Origin of the sequence: Paenibacillus sp. FSL K6-2441 (assembly GCF_037964765.1) — a bacterium.
GTDB lineage: Bacteria > Bacillota > Bacilli > Paenibacillales > Paenibacillaceae > Fontibacillus > Fontibacillus phoenicis.
On sequence record NZ_CP150174.1, the window covers coordinates 1,303,100 to 1,320,389 of the forward strand.

Genomic DNA, 17,290 nt, shown 5'->3' on the forward strand with positions numbered 1-17,290 from the left:
TATTCTAACGGAACTCAGAGACGTTATTTGCTCGAAAACGGGCATGATCCGTTTCTAACGGAACCAGGAGACCTTATTTGGAGCGTGGACAGCGAAATGGCCGCAAAAACCGTGCAATAAGGTCTTTCAGTTCCGTTACAGCGGGAAATAGCCGGGAAATAGGCAAATAAGGTCTCTACGTTCCGTTAGAGCAGCACGGCGGGGGTGTGACGACGAGCTATACCCGGAAGAGCGCCGCTGCGGGGTGTACTAGGCTCCTCCGACCAAAGTGAAAAAGCCGACCAATTCCCTCTACCTTACGGAAAGGGATAATCCTGGCCGGCTTCATTGCTTCCTTGGCAGCAGCCTTAGAGTTACGCGCCTTCTTCTTCGTACCATTGCTCCAGCTGAGCCTGGAGGGCACGGATTTCGGTGAGCAGTGAAATCAGGGGATAATTTTCCTCACGGATCGCGGAGAAAGCGGACTCCAGTCCGTTAATATAATCCAGCCCGCTCGTGATCTGCAGCGATTCCTGCAAGAGCTCGAGCTGGTCGCATTCGGCAATCGCACGCGGCAAGGTCGGAACCTCGGCAGCCGTCAGTTTATCGATTTCCTTGTTCAGCCGCAAATTCAAAGCGCTAAGCTGGTAGGCGTAGTCACGGGGCATTTCAACGAAGATCAGATCCTGGTCCTGCTGTAAAATGACGTATCTCATTAGGGACATGCTTAACGATTCTCCTTTTCTATCCATCCTACTTGACAGTGTAGCGTAAGGAGAAGTTAAAATTCAAGTAACGAATCTAGCAGATTTTCATGCGCTTCTACGAACAGGAAGGGGAGAGACGATGACGGATGAGCAGCTGCAAGCCTGGATCGAGCAAATCTCGCTGCGTTCCTTCGGCGTGCCTTTCCGGCATAGGGCCCGTTTTAACAGCAGGTTAAGAACAACCGGAGGGCGTTATTTTATGAAAACCCATCATATCGAGATCAATCCCGCCCAACTGGCCGCCTATGGGGAAGAGGAAGTCGAGCGTATCATCAAACATGAATTGTGTCACTATCATCTTCATCTGGCGGGACGAGGATACCGGCATCGCGACGCGGACTTTAAGGCCCTGCTCCAAAAAGTTGGCGGCAGCCGCTATTGCAACGCCTTGCCCGGGGCAAAACAGCGCAAAACCTTGCCGCAACGCTATAAGCTGGTATGCGCCGATTGCGGGATGACGTATCTGCGTAAACGTCGAGTAGACCCAAGCCGCTACCGCTGCGGCCGATGTGCGGGGAAGCTGCGGCTCTATGCATTATCCGGCGGTTAAGGTGTGCTATACTTAAATCAAACAACCTAAGGAGTGATGTCAGATGGCCCAATCTCAAGCCAAGAAGCATCGGCAAAAGCTCATCCGAGAAGGCAAACGTAGCCCAGAGCTCAGCCGCAGTCCATTTGCGTTCCAAGATCTGCGAACCCGCAAGACGAAAACAAAGCAGGAACAACTTCATCGGCAAAAATATAAGAACCACGCTTCCATGTATGGAGACGATGGTTCTTATTATTTTAATCCTCGGAATCTATGCTTTTCGATACGGTTAAAAAGATCTCGTACATCGTACTTTCCTCCGACGTTTTGGTCTGGTGCTGCTTGAGAAACGCCGTGACCCAGTCCTGAAATTCCTTCGCCTCCTGCGGGGTCAGATACACGTGATCGGTGGTCAATTGCCCGGAAGACGTTTGCGAGCGGGATGCTTTCAAAAACCGCTTTTTGCTTTCATCATATAAATTGCTTAGCAGCTTCTCGGTTTCTGTCAAAGCAACCTGCCTCATGGAATCATCAAAATAACTCTTCTTAATCTGAATAGCCCCCTCATAGGGCTCATAGTACTTCGCCGTAATGCCGTTGATGATCTTCGTGTCCACGAGCTGCAGCAGACCGATGCTCTCCAGTTTTTTGGCGTGATAATAGACCTTGGCTGGAACTTCCCCCATCTTATCTGCCACTTCCTTCATCGTTGCCGGACGATTTAATTGCTTAAATGTATCCAGGATTTGAAGGCGATACGGGTCAGAATAGATCCGAATGTCCTCCAGGGTTTTTAATTCCTTCACATTGTCCACCAGTAAGCCCCCCACCCGAACCTTAAACGGTTGTCGTCATTGTTTTTAGTATAGCCTGGGTCTATCAAATGCGCAAAGCAGAGGAAGGCGTCAAATTTCCATAAAGCTTCGCTGCTTCAACAAGAGCAGTATCGGGATGAGCAGGAGGCACCCAAAGCTCACATACAAGAGATGGACGGGCATCCATTCCCCTATCACCCCGGCCAGCGCACTGCCCGCAGGGATCGCGCAGGTGCAGACCATCGAGTATAACGCTCCGACGCGGCCAAGCAGTTCCTTGGGGACACTTTCCATAAAGTAGGTCGTGGATGGGGTGTTGCACAATGAGACGGAAAGTCCCATGCCAAAGGAAAATAACGCAGCCAAAACAAGCGGTTGAACCGGAATGACTGCAGGCAGGTACATCAGCGCATAGTTGGCTCCAAGCAGCAGGTAACCGGTGAGGATGAGCCGGCTTTTTTTGTAGGCGGAGCCTTTCTTGCCAATCCATAATCCGCTGACAATAGTCCCGCAGATTAAGCTAAACCCCATCAAGCTTAGGCCGGCAGGACCTGAACCTAAAATTTCATCAACATAGACGGCGTTTAGGACGTTAAACGGGGATAAGCAGAAGTTCACGAATGCCGCAGCCATCACGATGGTTATCAGTAGCTTATTGGATACGAGATATTTTAACCCTGCTTTAAGTTCTTGAACAAAGGAGTTATCTGGTTGTGCAGCTTTGAGGTGAGGTGCAGGCGAAGTTGGGTTGGCGTTTGGGCTGGTGTTACGGATCAGCAGGATGAAGCCGGCCGCAAGGGTGAACGTAATTCCGTCAATCAAAATTGCAGCGGAGATGCCCAAAGTTGCAATAATGCCGCCGACGGTGGCCATGCCCGCTAATTCAGCCGCCCGCGAAGCGGAGGTGCTGAAGGAATTGCCGCTGAGCAGCTTTTCCTTGGGCAGCAGTTGGGGAACCAAAGCCAGTTCGGCAGGAGAGGCAAAGCATTCCAGCGTGGAGGTCAGAAAGGTCAGCATATAGAGATGCCAGGGGGCGAGCCAGCCTTGCCAATAGAGGAAGGCCGTGAAGCAGACGATGAGGCCGCGTCCCAGATAGGTGAACGCCGCGACCTTTTTCTTGGACCAGCGATCCACCAGTGTTCCCGCGAAAAAGCTGAAGGCGATGTTAGGGATGAAATTGAGGGCAAACAAGGTGCCCATCATCAGTGTGGAGCCGGTCAGTCTGTATACCATCCAGCTATAAGCAATCGAGTCAATGGAATCGCCAAAACGGGAAATTACACGAGCGAGCAAAAGGTACATAAACGGTTTATAAGCTGCCAGCTCACCGAACCGGATCAACGGCTGGCTTTTGACGCGCACTTCTTGAGACATGAACACTCCTCCTACACAATAAAAATGTTAATACGTTAAAAATATTTTTACGTCAAGTTTATTTTATCGTTTTTTTGATGGAATGCAAATCTTTTTTTGGCGGGCTTGTCCGACGGGAAGCGGCGGCAAATTCCTCTACCCGTTGTTCCGGTGCGAAACCAGGCAGGAGAAAGAAGGAAGGGCTTACAAAGTGCTTTGATTCTTGACTTTGCTGCGTAACTGTGATAAATTAAATGGTGTTCTCACTAATTTCGTTCCCCGATAGCTCAGTCGGTAGAGCACTCGACTGTTAATCGAGTTGTCACAGGTTCGAGTCCTGTTCGGGGAGCCATTTATATGGAGAGATACCCAAGTGGCTATAAGGGGACCCTCTGCTAAGGGGTTAGACTGCGTAAGCGGTGCGAGGGTTCGAATCCCTCTCTCTCCGTTTTGAGATACATCATGATAAGAGCCTCCGGCGATCCGGAGGCTCTTTGTTGTAAGAAGGATGAGAACTCTCGGATGGAGGGGGCGTCGAAAGCCGTCCAGATTCCGGAGGGCTTTTTCGTGTTTCGCGGGTGAATCGCAGGAAAACAAAAATTTTGTAAAATTAGGGCTTGCAAGCCGAAAATCTTTTTGCTATACTCAATTTTGTCGCCGCTTCTAGTGGTGATTAAGCTGTGGCCCGTTGGTCAAGGGGTTAAGACACCTCCCTTTCACGGAGGTAACAGGGGTTCGAATCCCCTACGGGTCACCATCCTATTTCTTTGATTCATCAATTTCATATGCGGTAGTGGTGGAATGGCAGACACGCTATCTTGAGGGGGTAGTGGGCGTACGCCCGTGGAGGTTCGAGTCCTCTCTACCGCATCCTAAGAAAGTGAAGAACCTTGCGTTTAGCAAGGTTCTTTCTTCATATGCCCGAAGGCATAGGCAAGGGCTAGATTTCGAGTAAGGTACGAATCGCATAAGCCACTCCATGTTCGTCATTGGTTCGGGTGACCGATGTGGCCAGGCGCTTGATTTCATCTACGGCATTTCCCATGGCAATTTTGGTTCCTGCGACTTGAAACATGGATATATCATTGTAGCTGTCGCCAATCACGACGGTATTGGTCAAATCCACTCCCAAATGACCGGCGAGAAATTGCAAAGCGTTACCTTTGTCGGTTTCCTTCGCGATGACCTCTACGATATGCTTGGCAGAGGAGGTCGTTTGCACCTGCGGCTGGCCGTTAAAATGCTGCGTGATTTCGTCGAGTTTGTCTTCGTTATAGGTAAACACCAAAAGCTTATACACAGGCCGCTCTTGCTCTATTAGCTGCAGCGGATGGTCGATTCCCTTGAAACCAAATTGAACGAATTGGATTTTGGCGCTCTCCCACAACCGGTCCCGATCGACCTCTGGATTTGCGCTGACCAGCATATCCATTTCAGCCAGCAGCTTTTGCTCGCCGTTTGAAGGGGAATAGATGGCTTCCGGACAAAAGATTTCGAAATAGACGTCCTGTTTCAGCAAATAACGAACGGCTTCCGCGGCAGCGTCCGGGTGAATTGGCGTTTCCCGCAGCAGCTTTCCTTCCCGGTCGAAAACCTCCGCGCCATTGGATGCGATAATGGGGATGGACAGCTCCCCGGTTAAATGTCTGGCGTCAAAGCTTGCTCTACCGGTACAAAGCGTTACGGTATGCCCCTGGTCCACGGCATGTGAAATGGCGTCCAAGCCTTGGGAGCTCGGGCGGCTGTTCGAGGTAAGCAGCGTTCCGTCCAGATCTACAGCGATCAGTTTCATTGTTTGTTTCCTCCTATCCTTCCATCATTGGTGAGGGTTATCTTTTGGTTATGAGTATAAATTATGAAATGCATTTCAGGTCAAGGAGAGATCAAAACGTGGCAACTCAGCTTTGGATAATTGTTCTGATTGGAGCAGGAACCTATTTATTACGGGCAGGTTCCTTGGTATTAGGCAGCCGGATCCGATGGTCCGATTCTACGAAGGAATGGCTGGCGTACGTGTCGCCTGCCGTGCTTGGCGCGCTGATCGGGCCGCTGCTGCTGCTCGAAGATGGAAAGTGGATTCCGCTCTCGGATAACCTGATGCTGTTTGCCGCTATTCCTACGATGATCATCGCCTGGTGGTCACGCCGTCTTCTGTTAACAGTAACCGCCGGCGTGCTGTTTTATGCTGGTTTTCACGCTTGGATTGGCTAAACAGGATAGAAAGATAGATAGAGGGAGAGGAAGCAGTCATGAACCGGTCGAAACGAAGTGAAGAGATTCAAAAGGCGCTGCGGGATGCGTTTCCGATTATGCTGGCTTATTTTCCATTGTCCATGACTTATGGTGTGCTTGCTGCGGCGGGAGGATTGCCCGGGGGAATGGCCGTATTCAGTTCGGTATGGATCTTCTCGGGAGGGGCCCAGTTTATGCTGCTAGGCATGTTAGCATCCGCTGCGGCTCCCGTGACGATCGTAACGACACTGCTGCTGTTAAACATGCGTCATGTCCTTTATGGGGCAACGATGGGGCCTTACCTGGCGACATGGCGGGAGTCCCCGAAATGGCTGGCAGCGATCGGCCTAACCGACGAAGGGTTCGCGGTCACTTCCAGCCGGGCAGCCCAAGGGGAGCCCATTTCGCCTTCTTATTATATAACTTTTGCGCTGGCGATTTATGGATCGTGGATTGCCGGTACAGCGGCAGGCACCGGATTGGGGAGTTTCGTCACCGCAGAGCTGGCTGAAGTCTTAACTTTTGCGCTGCCGGCGCTCTTCATCGCCTTGCTTGCCGGGGGCGAGCGTACTTTGCCATTCCTGGCCGCAGCCGGCTGCGGGGCAGTGCTCGCCACTTTGGCAGGGATGCTTCAGCTTGGGGGGATCGGCCTGATCGCCGGAGGTTTGGCCGGCGCTACACTTGGGCAGCAGCTCAGCCGAATCCTATCACGGCGTTCGAAGGCCGCCCGGGACAAAGCTGAACGTGCGATTCGCTAATGCTAAGCGTTTTGTGTAATTATTCTTGCTTGGGCGGCAAGTCCAGATTTGAGGAATATTTGGGATATAATGCCCGGATGCAATCAGGACAAATGTCGTGCGTAAATTCCGCGTGCGTATGCTTGATCAAGTAAGCTTCGGTGGTGCACCACATGTTGTCTTCATCCTTGATCTTCTTACATACGGCACAAATGGGAAGCAGTCCCCGGAGCGTGCGGATATGTGCGAGTTCATGCTGGATTTGAAGTTGCAGACGCTTCAGCCGGGTGATGTTGGTACAGGTGATCACGATGCCTTGAGGCGAAAAGGGGTTTTCTTCCGCATATGGGGTTAATTCGGCAAGAAACCATAACTCAGCATCTTTGGTAGGGGCCTTGAATTCAAATTCAAATCTCTCGGTTTCCCCGCTTAAGATTTTCGAAAATTGCTCCAACAGCAGATGGGGGTTAAAATAAGTATGATCATGCGGCCCATGCTGAAAAAACTGAAAAACATTTAATCCGGGCCGTGCCCAGCCCGGAGCAACGCCCAAAAAGGCGGCTCGGTTGGCCCAAGTTCGGTTGACAGAGATGATCGTTCCATTTGGTTCTATGATTGCAACGCTCTGATTCAAAGAATGATAGGGTGCCTTCCATTGGGGATTGTCATTCATGGCGGGTACGCTCCTGTCATGAAACTGAGGGCAGTCTTCCGACCTATTAAGTACTTGCCGGCGCTGTGTTAAGATATAGACATAGTTCCAGCATTTCACTTTATTATAAACGTATTTAAGTCGTTTCACAACTTTTAAATTACTTAAAAACGTCATCAAAGCTGTTGAGGAGGGTTGGAGAGAAGTTGTCAATCTACGAACGTATTGAACTGCTGATCAAAAACGCCGGAATGACGAAAAAGGCGTTTTGCCTCGAATTGGGGATCAGTACCGGGAACTTCGGGGATTGGAAGCGGGGAAAGTCCACGCCAAGTACAAATAAATTGATTGAGATCGCTGCTTTCTTCGATGTCAGCCTGGACTGGCTCATGACTGGAAAAGAGAAACAGGCGGAATACGTGCAGGACCAAAGAACGGAATATATCTCCACCGATAAAGACTGGATTTCGTTCATCGGCACGTTAACCGAAGCCGAGCGAGCTTTCGTTCGGGAATATATCGAGTTTGTTCGTTACCGGAGGCGAAAGTCCGGCCGGATGGACAAATAATTCCACTTTACTTTTGAATACTGCGAAGCTATAATAACCATGTTCGTCTGAACCTAGACTTAACATGCGCGGTAGTGGTGGAATGGCAGACACGCTATCTTGAGGGGGTAGTGGGCGTACGCCCGTGGAGGTTCGAGTCCTCTCTACCGCATTACAGAAGAACTTCTCGGAGGGATCCGGGAAGTTCTTTTTTTGCTTCTCATCGATTGGGGTGGGCGTGCGGCGTATGGGATGGTGATTTTTTGCACATTCTAATAAAATCTTGCGCAAAGTGCGTCAAATCAGGCCGTTTGGGCAGGTTTTCAAGTTGACACGCCGATAAAAATTCATTAATATGTCTAAGTACTAAAAGAGCTGCGCTCTGGAACGAAATTTGATAATACGGGTGATAACATGGCTTACAGACCGAATGTTGTAAATGTAACCAAGGCCGGCAGCAACGAAAATGACGGATTGTACGAGTTTATCGTGAATCTGGCCGATGGTACGGCGTGCCGCGTGTTTTACCACCGTAATCCCGAATGGCGGTTAACCAACGTCAGCAGGCTGCAAAAGACACCTTGCCCGGTCTGCCGTAAAGACTTCATTTGCGGATGTATGGAGAAGTTTACGGATGAAATCAACCGTCAGATGGTAGAGGGACAGTGGCTCGACAAGCTTACGTCCTAGTAAGAACGCTATGGCCAGCTGGCGACAGCAAGCACGGGAAATGTCCCGTGCTTTTTTCATATCTTCTATAGATGAGATTTGCGTTACCCGCAAACAGGAGAGGGGGCCAAGAGCATGTCAGGTCAACCGGATGAACGGAATGAGCATGTGATCTTATTTGACGGCGTCTGCCATTTATGCCAAGGAGCGGTCAAGTTTATCATTAAGCGTGACCCGGCTGGGCGGTTCCGCTTTGCCTCTTTGCAGTCACAGGCCGGGAGCCGGCTGCTGCAAGCTGCAGGAGCGCATGAGGAATCATTGGACAGCGTCGTGTTGATCGAACGCGGAACCTATTATATCCGCTCAGATGCGGCTCTGCGCATTGCTAGAGGCTTACGGTACCCCTGGCCCCTGCTGTACGCGCTGATCGTCGTCCCGAAGGGGCTTCGGGATGCAGTCTATCAATTCATCGCCAAACATCGTTACCGTTGGTTTGGGAAGGACGAAACCTGCCTCGTGCCGACCCGGGAGCTGAAGGAGCGGTTTTTGGAGGATGGGTAGGGTTAAACGGAAACTATGAAAAAGCTCTTGTCTATCATCCATAATTGTGATATTCTTACTGTAAAATTTAGGAATATAGAAACGGAACGGTAGCACCGTCCATTACTCGATTGTTGAATCGGGTTATTGGGCGGTGCTTTTTTTGTTCTCGTTTTCCTTGAAGGAGGGGATTAAGATTCCAATCAAATTGGTGCTGGCCGTGCAAGAGGAGGAGTATATCGAACCATTTTTACAGTATGTACATGCGAGCGAGTTCGATCGGCGTTTGGTGGTGATCGCGTTTAGCCGGAAGGAGGCGTTTGCCCAATATATGCTGGAATCCGGCGGAGAGATCGATGCGGTGTTGGGTGACCCGGCATTCCTTGAGGCGGCGGAAGCCATGAAGCGCCCCGGGCTTTACTTCATTGAACTGGGTGAAGGCGGCGGATCACAGCATTCCGGTAGCTTACGCGTCGACAAGTATCAATCGTTGCATCAGCTGCTTTCTGCGGTGATCGAGCTCGTTCAGGGAGGCTCGGGCAAGGAGGTGCGCATCGGCGGGAAGCCTTTGGTCATTGGGGTTTATTCGACCGTAGGAGGCTGCGGCAAGACAACGGTGGCCCTGCATTTAGCCCGACAGCTGGCGACTGAAGGGGGAAAGGTGTTTTACCTGAACCTGGAGACGATTGGCAGCGAACCGCCGTTTGCCGGGCAGAGCTCAAAGGAGGGGAAGCCTGGCTTAGCCCGGCTGCTGTACGACTTGAAGGCCGCGGAGGATCGGCGGGAACCGCCCCGTTATCCGATCTCCGCGTATGCCTACAGGCATCCCGTACTGCAAGGGGATACGCTGGCTCCGCCGGATAATCTGAATGAGCTGCTGGAAATGGAGCGCAAAGATACGATGGAGTTAATCGAGTACATCGCCGGCAGCGGCTTGTACGATTCGGTGATCGTGGATATGGACTCCTTTCCGGATGGCCGTACGGACGCGGTGCTGGAGCGGGCGGACCGCGTCGTTTGGATCGTTACGGATGACTGGGGAGTGATGCGTAAAACCGGGGGATGGCTGACCCATCTGGAACGAACTCGGCCGGATTTTTACCGGTCGCTTCTGAAGAAAACTCGCTTTACGCTGAATCGGCATACAGGCAAGCAGTTGACTGATTTGCCGCGGCCGGAGATGAAATTAAAGGCCACGTTATCGTACATTCCGGCCTGGAGTCAGGGCAGCCGTCAAGGGGAATTGCTGCATTCGCCGCTGTATCAACGCGATATGATTCGGCTTTGCCGCGAGCTCCAGGGCGAGGAACCGTCATTCGCTGGTGCGGGAGGGATCCATGATGGAGGAAGCGGACTTCACGGCCCTGCGTAATGAAATTCGCCAGGGGCTGGATGTCACCTCCGTTCTGAACGATGACCAGCTGATGGATTATATTGAGCGGCGCGTGTTGGAGGAGCGGAGATTAAGCGGGGCGACGGCGGCTGAGAAGCGCAAATGGGTGCGCAGACTGTACGATTCGTTTCGCGGGCTGGATGTCCTTCAACCCCTGGTTGAGGATCGCAGCGTCACAGAAATAATGATCAACAGCCATGAGGAAATCTTCGTTGAACGGGAGGGGCAGGTCCAGCGGATTCCCGTCCGCTTCGAGTCTCGGGAGCGCTTGGAGGACATTATCCAGATGATTGTATCCGGCGTTAACCGGGTAGTGAACGAATCGTCGCCCATCGTTGATGCACGCCTGCGGGACGGGTCGCGGGTAAATATCGTGCTGCCACCCATCGCTTTAAAGGGCCCAACGATGACGATTCGCAAATTCCCGGAACGGCCGTTAACCATGGAGCAGTTGGTTGCGATTGGCTCCCTGAGTGAGGAAGCGGCGGAGCTGCTGCAACGGCTCGTGCGAAGCAAATACAACATCTTTATCAGCGGCGGAACAGGCTCGGGGAAAACGACGTTTTTAAACGCCCTGTCCCAGTTCATCCCATCCGATGAGCGGGTGATTACGATCGAGGATTCCGCCGAGCTGCAAATCGTTACGGTCCCTAATCTCGTCTCGCTCGAAACCCGAAATGCGAATACGGAAGGGAAAGGCGAAATTACCGTGCGCGAGCTGATCCGATCCTCGCTGCGTATGCGGCCCAACCGGATTATCGTTGGGGAGGTGCGCGGGGCGGAGGCGCTGGATATGCTGCAGGCGATGAATACCGGCCATGATGGCTCTCTTTCGACTGGGCATGCCAACAGCACAGCGGATATGATCAGCAGGCTGGAGACGATGGTGCTGAGCGGAGCCGAATTGCCGCTTCCGGTTGTTCGTCAACAGATCGCTTCGTCGATCGATGTTTTTGTTCATTTGTCGCGGTTGCGCGACCGTTCACGCCGAGTGACGGAAATCTCCGAGGTTGTTGGTCTGAGGGACGGGGAGGTGGTGCTTCAGCCGCTGTTTACGTTCCAGGAAGAAGGGGAGCAGAACGGCCGAATCGTGGGTCACTTGCAAAGCAGCGGCGCAAAGTTAATCCATACGGACAAGCTGCGTATGTCGGGATTACCAGTTGATTAATGCACAGGAAGGAGAGGATGCGGTTTGTTGCTGAAAGCAGGATCCGGTTTGCAGCGTCGGAAGTCCGGGCTGAAACCGACGGCAGACCCAGCAAGTCTTGCGGACTATCGGGTGTATCCTTTGTCTCCGCGACAGAAGGTCATCTGCACGCTGGTTGGAGGAGCAGCTTTCGTTGCATTAGGCTATATTTTCTTCCATGCTCTCCCGTTGGCATTGCTGCTTTCGTTAGGCGGCTTATACACGCCGAAGTATTGGAGCGGTTACCTGCTGCGCCGGAGAAGGGAGAACCTGAGCCTGCATTTTAAGCAAGCGTTGTATTCGCTGTCCTCCTCATTGGCCGCTGGCCGCTCGGTGGAGAACGGTTTTCGCGAGGCGATCGACGATCTAAGGCTGCTGTATCCAGACGGGGATAATGATGTCATGCGAGAGCTTGCGATCATTTGCGCCCGGATGGATTACGGTCAGCCGATCGAGGAGGCGCTGCTGGATTTCAGCCGACGTGCGGCAATGGAGGATATCGACAACTTTGCCGATGTGTTTACGACCTGCAAGCGTTCCGGTGGAGATCTGGTGGAAGTGATCCGGCGGACATCGAACTTGATCGGTGAGAAGCTGGAGATCACACAGGAAATCAGCGTAATGATCGCCCAGAAACGTTTTGAAGCGAAAGCGATGCTGGCGGCACCGGTCTTGTTCTTACTCTTTATGCAATTCACTTCCCCGGATTATATGCGTCCGCTGCATCATGGCGCTGGGTTGCTGATCTCAGGTGTGGCGTTGCTGTTATATGCAATCTGCGCCTGGCTGATGTTAAAGATCATCGATATTCGAGTATAAAGGGGCGTTGGCTGATTGTACCTTGTGGTTTCGGGATTGCTGCTGTTCGTATTAAGCGGAGGCTGGCTATATGCTTACCAGAAATCTCGCTTCCTCTACCGGGGAGATCTGGATTTGCATCTGGAAGGATTAAAGCTTGTTCGCCTCTCGCCGCCAATGTTGCTGCTTTTGGAGCGGATCAAGGTATCTCAGCGATTTCCCGGCTTCTTCTTTAAAGTTCAGCGTGCCGTGCAGAAAATCGGCGGCAGCCGGCGCAGCCGCGAAATGACGCTGCTCTGGCTATCGGAGGCGCTCACGTACAGTTACATTTGTCTCCTGTTCGGGTGTCTGATGACGTTGCTGAGCGACGGCCCTGCCGGCTTAGGGATCGGCGTCCTGTTCGCTGTGTTGGTGCCGATGGCGCTGCTCAATGACCTTCATCGCAAGGTTCAGCGGCGGGAACAGGCTGTCCTGCTGGAGCTGCCGGAGCTGCTGAACAAAATCGTGCTGCTGGTAGGTGCTGGGTCAACCGTCCAGCAGGCGATGAAGTTATGCCTTGAGCGCAAGCGGGAGCAAATCGGACATCCCTTATACCGGGAGCTGCTGCAGATGCAGAAGGAATGGGAAGGGGGGGATTCATTTCAGCAGGCGATGGAAGGATTCAGCAAACGCTGCGGCATTCAGGAGGTGTCGGCTTTTACGACGGCAGTTCTGTTAAATTACCGCCGCGGCGGGGAGGATTTTGCCCTGGCCCTGCGAGACTTGTCCCATTCATTGTGGGAGAAACGCAAAGCCGTCGGCAGAACGCTGGGCGAGCAAGCCTCGTCCAAGCTGGTGTTTCCGATGGTGCTGCTGTTTATGGCAGTACTGATTTTGGTTGGGGCACCGGCCTTTATGATTATGAATTTGTAATGCACACAGAGGAGGAGAAAACATGTTAACGGCAATTCGCAAAGAGATGAGAAGTTTTTGGCGTAATGAAGAGGGGCTTGGAATGCTGGAAATGATCTTGATTATCGCGGTGATCGTTATTATCGCTGCGATCTTCCGCAAACAGTTGAAGGCGATTATTGAGAGCTTGCTCGATAAAGCCAAGACGAAAACGGAAAACTTCATGGACGAGACTTAAGAATGAAGCTGTGGCAGGATCAACGCGGGGTCTTTACGGTTGAAGCTTCTTTGGTGCTTCCGTTGATTTTTTACACGGTGCTGATCCTTCTGTTCTTCTGTCTTTACCTTTACCAACAGGCGTTGTTGGGACAGGCTGCCATCGTTGCGGCGGAGCGAACCGCTTATACCTGGGATAACAGCTACCGGGACGGCTTAACCGGAGCCTATGCCGATGGGAAGTACGACTCCCTCTACTGGCGCCTGGGGGATGACGGGTTGCTGCAGGCGATTTTTGGCGGGGACGGCGGCGACAGGGCAGTGAAGCTGGCATTGCCTGCGGATGCAGGTGATGGAGAGGCTCAGTCGCTTCCGCTGAAGAAGCTGAATCGGACAGGGGCCAGGCTGCCTGAAGGCATCGACGGGGAGATGCGCTATGACAACCGGCTGCTGCTGCGCAAGGTAAGTGTTGCGCTGGATCGGTTCGTCCCGCTGGCTCCGTTGGAGGCTTGGATTGACGATATCCATCAGCGCAGCCGCGCGGAGTCTTATGTGGTCGAGCCGACGGAATGGATTCGGACCGTTGAGCTTGCGCGATATTATGGCGAGAAGTTCCGAAGCGGCAAAGGTGAAGAAGGAATGGACAAGCAGGAAGCGCAGGAAGCGTTGATACGGTTTGGAAAATAACCGGAAGGAGAAGGAGGCGGAGATGTCGGTGTTTTCACGGAATCGCTCGGAGCAAGGGGCGGTTACGGTATTTTTTATCGTAATTTTTGCCGCGGTGTTTGCGTTTGTCGCCCTGTTTATCGATTTCGCCCGCATGTTCGCTTTGCAAGCACAGGTGGAGACCTTGGCGCATGCGGCTTCGAGATCCGTCCTGTCCGCATATGATCGCGAGTTGGCTGAACGGTACGGCATATTTGCATACGGGCAAACGGACGGGAATTACATCATGTCGAAGGTGCTTCAAGACCAATTTGAGCTGGTCCGGCAAAAGGACGGGTTCCCTTTGCTAAACGCAAGGCTGGATTCCTCCACCGCCAGCTTCATGCATCCAATCGGGACTTACCCGGTGTTCGAGCAGCAAATTCGCGAGCAAATGAAGTATCGGGCGCCCATCGACGTTACCATCGAGCTGCTTAATCGCTTTAAACCGATGGCCGGAGTGATGAAGGAAGCCTCTAATACGGTAGATTTGCTGGGGAAGTTGCAGAAGCTTTACGACCAGCGGGAGGCCAAGCTTGATGAGCTCTTGGAGCTGCAGCGCCAAGCCGCCAAGACGGTGGAGTCTTATGCGAAGGTGCTGTCGGGAGGCGGCGGGAGCGGCAGTCTCTCCACGTTGGCCGATGCCACAGCCGAATATCCTGAATTTGTGAGCCAAGTTGAGGCGGATGAGGGCCTGGAGCCGGAGGATCGGATGTATACAGCGGAAATCAGCCGCTACCGTTCTGCAACCAGCGGGTTGTTTGCTGCATTGGATCGCGCTTTGCGTACTGCAGAGCAGAGGCATGCATCGTACCTGCCGCAGGCGAAGTCGCTGCTCGATGAAGCGCGGCGGATCAATGAGCAGATGCGGCAAACGATCGCGGAGGCGGAAAATCGCCCGGAACAAGCGGCCTATAACGAAGTATCCGTCGGAACGAGCACCCGCAGCGGCAGCTCGGATCCGGTTGGCGAGGGAGCGGCAATCACCGAGATCCGGGCTCAAGCCGATTCGTTGCTGCTGTCCGATGAGTTATTCGCCGGCCTAGCCTCAGATATGGATCGGCAGACCGCGGCATTCGCTGAACTCCGGAGCGTGGGAAGCGCGCTGCTGGCGCAAAGCGGCTCCGTATTATCCGCCACAACTCCGCCCAGCTCTTTCTCTTCGAGCGTGAATAGTGCTGTCAGAGTAAGTGATGCCTATCTGCGTCAATTCGTTACTTCCGGCTCAAGCAATGTTTTAGAAGCGAGTGCATGGAGATTGGATGCCCATCGGTCCTCTGACAAGGAGCGGAAGGCCACAGAGCAGGCGGCAAGTGCAACACTGAAGGATGCAGCCAGTTGGATCCGCAAGATCGAACAGCTCAAAAACGGATTAAGTGAACATCAAGCGAAATTCGATCAGCTGAAGGCGAAGATGGAAGCGAACCGTTCGTTGAACCGTTCCGTGGCTGGCGAGGAGGCTGGGTCTACGAGCGTAAACGATGATCCAAGCGAGGCAGGGCGCGCCTCTATGGGGGTTATGGACAACATTTATGGCGGGCTGGCGGGCCTGATGGGCGGCATGTCGGATTCCGTTTATCAAATGGAATACGTTGCGAGTTATTTTCACTTCCTCGATGTCAGTGTCTTAAACGGTCTGTTTGAGGGCAAAGGCCAAACGGACCCGCTGGAAGTGATCCGCAGACAGCTGGCACCGGAAAGTCAAGAGGTCGAGTATATTCTGTACGGCGTGCATAATCCGGCGGGGAATATCGCGGCTGCGTTCGGGGAGATTTTTGCCATGCGGCTGGCCATTCGGACGATGGAGGGCTTAGTGAAAAATGCGGCAAAAGGCAATCCGTTGCTGGTTTTTGCTGCGGCCTTGCTGTACGGAGCGCAACATGCGCTGCAGGACATGATTTCTTTAACCCGGGACGGAAAGATTCAATTAAGCGACTATCTGAAGGTCGATCTGACCTACCGGGATTATCTCAGATTATTTCTGCTGCTCCATGGCCGGAGCGAACAACGATTGTCGCGGATGCTGGCCGTGATCGCGCTTAATACCGGGGTGGATCCGGCGGAACGGTCCACATATGTCCAAGGGAAGGTAACCGTGGCGATGCCGTTATGGTTTTTGCCGGGAGTAAGCAAAGCGCTGGGGAAAGTCGGCATATTGAAAGGTCATGTGGAAGGAAGCCAGTATTATGTGGCCAAGCAAGCGGATTTTTCATATTAAGGGAACGATGTCGCGCCGCTTCCGGAAGAGATTTTCGGAAGGAAGCATCACTCTGGAAGCCGCCCTAGTCGCTCCGGTGTTTGTGCTGGTTGTATTCTGGTTTGTTTTTCTCGTCCATATGACGCTGCTTTACGGACAACTGCATCTGACCGCAGCAAATGCTGTGAAACAGATCTCTGCTCATATTTATCCGGTAGCGCTCGCAGTCCAGGCTCAGCATAGTGAGGGACAAGAGGTGCAAGCTCCAGCCGCAAAGCCGGGTGATGAGAACTCAGGAGTTTCTTCGGCTGGGGGATCCGATGTCCCAGAGAGTACAACGGAAAGCGGTCCGTTTTCCTGGAAGATCCCGTCCCTGTCCCTGGAGGAATGGGCGAAGCAATATGCGTCCAACTTGCCGGAGCCGCTGTCGACATGGGTAATGGATGCTGCACTTAAAGGTGACGAACCGCTGCAGGAGCTTAAAACGAAAGTGTCCGAGGCCGTATTGGACCCGTTGGTCAAGCCGATGCTGCGCCCTTTTCTTCGCGGCACCCTGCTGGAAGAAGAACGTCTGCATGTCACCCGCGTTACGGTTCCGGATTTGAAGACGGGGAAGCAACCTTACTTTGGCCTCGAGTTAAGCTATGAGCTGCCTTTAAAGGTACCGCTTATCGGCCGGCAACTGGTGCTGCAGACAAGGGCGGAGGAGCGGTTGTGGATCGGCGACACCGGGGAGCTGGATCCCGGAGCTGGAAGCGGTGAAGATCAAACGGGTCAAGCGGCGGTCGTGATCGCTAAGCCCGACCCGGCGTACGCCGGACACCGAGCGACGGTTCTGGCTCAGGTTGCTCCGGGGTCAACCGCCAAGCTGACCGTGTATTACAAAAGCGGGGTCAGCCAAGCGAAATATTTGGGTGAGGCGACGGCGGATGACCAAGGCCAAATCAGCTGGACTTGGCTGGTCGGAGGAAACACCACGCCGGGGACGTGGAGTTTCGTGATTGAAACGGAGGAAGGCATACGTACGACGGCCACGTTCGAGGTGGTAAGCCCGCGTTCGCAATAGGAAAAGGAGTGAGGAAC

Annotated in this window: 20 protein-coding genes and 5 tRNA genes; 20 read left to right on the forward strand and 5 right to left on the reverse strand. The window is 53.0% G+C overall.

The annotated features are described in order from the left end of the window. Positions 1–353: 353 nt before the first annotated feature. The gene (locus NSQ80_RS05540) at positions 354–704 is read right to left on the reverse strand and encodes a hypothetical protein (RefSeq protein WP_009226473.1); all 351 of its coding nucleotides are present in this window, start codon (positions 702–704) and stop codon (positions 354–356) included. Positions 705–825: 121 nt separating this feature from the next. Between NSQ80_RS05540 and NSQ80_RS05545 the strand changes: the two genes are divergently transcribed. After that, the gene (locus tag NSQ80_RS05545; protein ID WP_260069867.1) at positions 826–1,296 is read left to right on the forward strand and encodes a SprT family protein; all 471 of its coding nucleotides are present in this window, start codon (positions 826–828) and stop codon (positions 1,294–1,296) included. A 43-nt stretch (positions 1,297–1,339) separates the two neighbouring features. Next, positions 1,340–1,621, forward strand: a complete 282-nt coding sequence (locus tag NSQ80_RS05550) for a hypothetical protein (protein ID WP_260069866.1) — start codon at positions 1,340–1,342, stop codon at positions 1,619–1,621. Here the strand turns inward: NSQ80_RS05550 and NSQ80_RS05555 are convergent. Both NSQ80_RS05555 and NSQ80_RS05560 read right to left on the reverse strand, forming a co-directional pair. Then, the gene (locus tag NSQ80_RS05555; RefSeq protein ID WP_036646271.1) at positions 1,533–2,090 is read right to left on the reverse strand and encodes a helix-turn-helix domain-containing protein; all 558 of its coding nucleotides are present in this window, start codon (positions 2,088–2,090) and stop codon (positions 1,533–1,535) included. The two genes, NSQ80_RS05550 and NSQ80_RS05555, sit on opposite strands and share 89 nt — an antisense overlap. A gap of 90 nt (positions 2,091–2,180) precedes the next feature. Next, complete coding sequence (locus tag NSQ80_RS05560; RefSeq protein ID WP_009226476.1) at positions 2,181–3,464, reverse strand: MFS transporter; 1,284 nt, start codon at positions 3,462–3,464, stop codon at positions 2,181–2,183. A 255-nt stretch (positions 3,465–3,719) separates the two neighbouring features. Here NSQ80_RS05560 and NSQ80_RS05565 point away from each other — a divergent pair. The 4 genes from NSQ80_RS05565 to NSQ80_RS05580 all read left to right on the forward strand — a co-directional run bounded on the left by NSQ80_RS05565 (position 3,720) and on the right by NSQ80_RS05580 (position 4,313). Then, positions 3,720–3,795: transfer RNA gene (locus NSQ80_RS05565), tRNA-Asn, on the forward strand. A 7-nt stretch (positions 3,796–3,802) separates the two neighbouring features. Beyond that, a tRNA-Ser gene (locus tag NSQ80_RS05570) sits at positions 3,803–3,891 on the forward strand. Between the two features lie 234 nt (positions 3,892–4,125). Further along, positions 4,126–4,200, forward strand: a tRNA-Glu gene (locus tag NSQ80_RS05575). A gap of 30 nt (positions 4,201–4,230) precedes the next feature. Further along, positions 4,231–4,313, forward strand: a tRNA-Leu gene (locus NSQ80_RS05580). A gap of 70 nt (positions 4,314–4,383) precedes the next feature. Here the strand turns inward: NSQ80_RS05580 and NSQ80_RS05585 are convergent. Then, positions 4,384–5,235, reverse strand: a complete 852-nt coding sequence (locus tag NSQ80_RS05585) for a Cof-type HAD-IIB family hydrolase (RefSeq protein WP_260069865.1) — start codon at positions 5,233–5,235, stop codon at positions 4,384–4,386. Positions 5,236–5,333: 98 nt separating this feature from the next. On the opposite strand from NSQ80_RS05585, the gene NSQ80_RS05590 reads away from it, so the two are divergent. Both NSQ80_RS05590 and NSQ80_RS05595 read left to right on the forward strand, forming a co-directional pair. Then, entirely contained in the window at positions 5,334–5,654 is a 321-nt protein-coding gene (locus NSQ80_RS05590) for an AzlD domain-containing protein (RefSeq protein ID WP_036646274.1), read from the forward strand. 38 nt (positions 5,655–5,692) lie between these two features. After that, a complete protein-coding gene (locus tag NSQ80_RS05595) occupies positions 5,693–6,433 on the forward strand; it encodes an AzlC family ABC transporter permease (RefSeq protein WP_009226479.1) in 741 nt (246 codons plus the stop codon). Positions 6,434–6,452: 19 nt separating this feature from the next. Here the strand turns inward: NSQ80_RS05595 and NSQ80_RS05600 are convergent, their stop codons facing one another. Continuing rightward, positions 6,453–7,214, reverse strand: coding sequence for a PAS domain-containing protein (locus NSQ80_RS05600; RefSeq protein WP_232282357.1), 762 nt, complete (start codon positions 7,212–7,214; stop codon positions 6,453–6,455). Between the two features lie 56 nt (positions 7,215–7,270). Here NSQ80_RS05600 and NSQ80_RS05605 point away from each other — a divergent pair, with 56 nt between their 5' ends. From NSQ80_RS05605 to NSQ80_RS05660, 12 genes are all read left to right on the forward strand, one after another. Beyond that, a complete protein-coding gene (locus NSQ80_RS05605) occupies positions 7,271–7,633 on the forward strand; it encodes a helix-turn-helix domain-containing protein (RefSeq protein WP_009226481.1) in 363 nt (120 codons plus the stop codon). Positions 7,634–7,701: 68 nt separating this feature from the next. Continuing rightward, positions 7,702–7,784: transfer RNA gene (locus NSQ80_RS05610), tRNA-Leu, on the forward strand. A 242-nt stretch (positions 7,785–8,026) separates the two neighbouring features. After that, entirely contained in the window at positions 8,027–8,302 is a 276-nt protein-coding gene (locus NSQ80_RS05615; protein WP_009226482.1) for a hypothetical protein, read from the forward strand. Between the two features lie 114 nt (positions 8,303–8,416). Next, positions 8,417–8,842, forward strand: a complete 426-nt coding sequence (locus NSQ80_RS05620; protein WP_009226483.1) for a thiol-disulfide oxidoreductase DCC family protein — start codon at positions 8,417–8,419, stop codon at positions 8,840–8,842. 133 nt (positions 8,843–8,975) lie between these two features. Further along, positions 8,976–10,193: a hypothetical protein gene (locus NSQ80_RS05625; protein ID WP_339301726.1), complete on the forward strand. Its 1,218-nt coding sequence runs from the start codon at positions 8,976–8,978 to the stop codon at positions 10,191–10,193. After that, on the forward strand, positions 10,162–11,382 hold the full coding sequence (locus tag NSQ80_RS05630; protein ID WP_323079037.1) for a CpaF family protein: 1,221 nt from the start codon (positions 10,162–10,164) through the stop codon (positions 11,380–11,382). The genes NSQ80_RS05625 and NSQ80_RS05630 overlap by 32 nt, the downstream gene beginning before the upstream one ends. Before the next feature lie 48 nt (positions 11,383–11,430). Continuing rightward, positions 11,431–12,219 carry a type II secretion system F family protein gene (locus tag NSQ80_RS05635; protein ID WP_198136219.1) on the forward strand — a complete coding sequence of 263 codons (789 nt, stop codon included), beginning with the start codon at positions 11,431–11,433 and terminating at the stop codon, positions 12,217–12,219. Positions 12,220–12,243: 24 nt separating this feature from the next. Then, positions 12,244–13,110: a type II secretion system F family protein gene (locus NSQ80_RS05640; RefSeq protein WP_232282322.1), complete on the forward strand. Its 867-nt coding sequence runs from the start codon at positions 12,244–12,246 to the stop codon at positions 13,108–13,110. A gap of 22 nt (positions 13,111–13,132) precedes the next feature. Continuing rightward, positions 13,133–13,327: a Flp1 family type IVb pilin gene (locus NSQ80_RS05645; RefSeq protein ID WP_009226011.1), complete on the forward strand. Its 195-nt coding sequence runs from the start codon at positions 13,133–13,135 to the stop codon at positions 13,325–13,327. Positions 13,328–13,329: 2 nt separating this feature from the next. Further along, on the forward strand, positions 13,330–13,992 hold the full coding sequence (locus tag NSQ80_RS05650; RefSeq protein ID WP_009226012.1) for a hypothetical protein: 663 nt from the start codon (positions 13,330–13,332) through the stop codon (positions 13,990–13,992). Between the two features lie 22 nt (positions 13,993–14,014). Further along, positions 14,015–16,228 carry a hypothetical protein gene (locus NSQ80_RS05655; RefSeq protein WP_339301729.1) on the forward strand — a complete coding sequence of 738 codons (2,214 nt, stop codon included), beginning with the start codon at positions 14,015–14,017 and terminating at the stop codon, positions 16,226–16,228. Further along, a complete protein-coding gene (locus NSQ80_RS05660) occupies positions 16,197–17,273 on the forward strand; it encodes a pilus assembly protein (protein WP_339301730.1) in 1,077 nt (358 codons plus the stop codon). Before NSQ80_RS05655 ends, NSQ80_RS05660 begins: the two co-directional genes overlap by 32 nt. Positions 17,274–17,290: the final 17 nt, after the last annotated feature.

Coding starts and splice junctions, on each gene's coding strand:
- NSQ80_RS05540 (WP_009226473.1), bottom strand. CDS start 704: ATGTCCCTAATGAGATACGTCATTTTACAGCAGGACCAGGATCTGATC.
- NSQ80_RS05545 (WP_260069867.1), top strand. CDS start 826: ATGACGGATGAGCAGCTGCAAGCCTGGATCGAGCAAATCTCGCTGCGT.
- NSQ80_RS05550 (WP_260069866.1), top strand. CDS start 1,340: ATGGCCCAATCTCAAGCCAAGAAGCATCGGCAAAAGCTCATCCGAGAA.
- NSQ80_RS05560 (WP_009226476.1), bottom strand. CDS start 3,464: ATGTCTCAAGAAGTGCGCGTCAAAAGCCAGCCGTTGATCCGGTTCGGT.
- NSQ80_RS05585 (WP_260069865.1), bottom strand. CDS start 5,235: ATGAAACTGATCGCTGTAGATCTGGACGGAACGCTGCTTACCTCGAAC.
- NSQ80_RS05595 (WP_009226479.1), top strand. CDS start 5,693: ATGAACCGGTCGAAACGAAGTGAAGAGATTCAAAAGGCGCTGCGGGAT.
- NSQ80_RS05615 (WP_009226482.1), top strand. CDS start 8,027: ATGGCTTACAGACCGAATGTTGTAAATGTAACCAAGGCCGGCAGCAAC.
- NSQ80_RS05620 (WP_009226483.1), top strand. CDS start 8,417: ATGTCAGGTCAACCGGATGAACGGAATGAGCATGTGATCTTATTTGAC.
- NSQ80_RS05630 (WP_323079037.1), top strand. CDS start 10,162: ATGGAGGAAGCGGACTTCACGGCCCTGCGTAATGAAATTCGCCAGGGG.
- NSQ80_RS05645 (WP_009226011.1), top strand. CDS start 13,133: ATGTTAACGGCAATTCGCAAAGAGATGAGAAGTTTTTGGCGTAATGAA.
- NSQ80_RS05650 (WP_009226012.1), top strand. CDS start 13,330: ATGAAGCTGTGGCAGGATCAACGCGGGGTCTTTACGGTTGAAGCTTCT.
- NSQ80_RS05655 (WP_339301729.1), top strand. CDS start 14,015: ATGTCGGTGTTTTCACGGAATCGCTCGGAGCAAGGGGCGGTTACGGTA.
- NSQ80_RS05660 (WP_339301730.1), top strand. CDS start 16,197: ATGTGGCCAAGCAAGCGGATTTTTCATATTAAGGGAACGATGTCGCGC.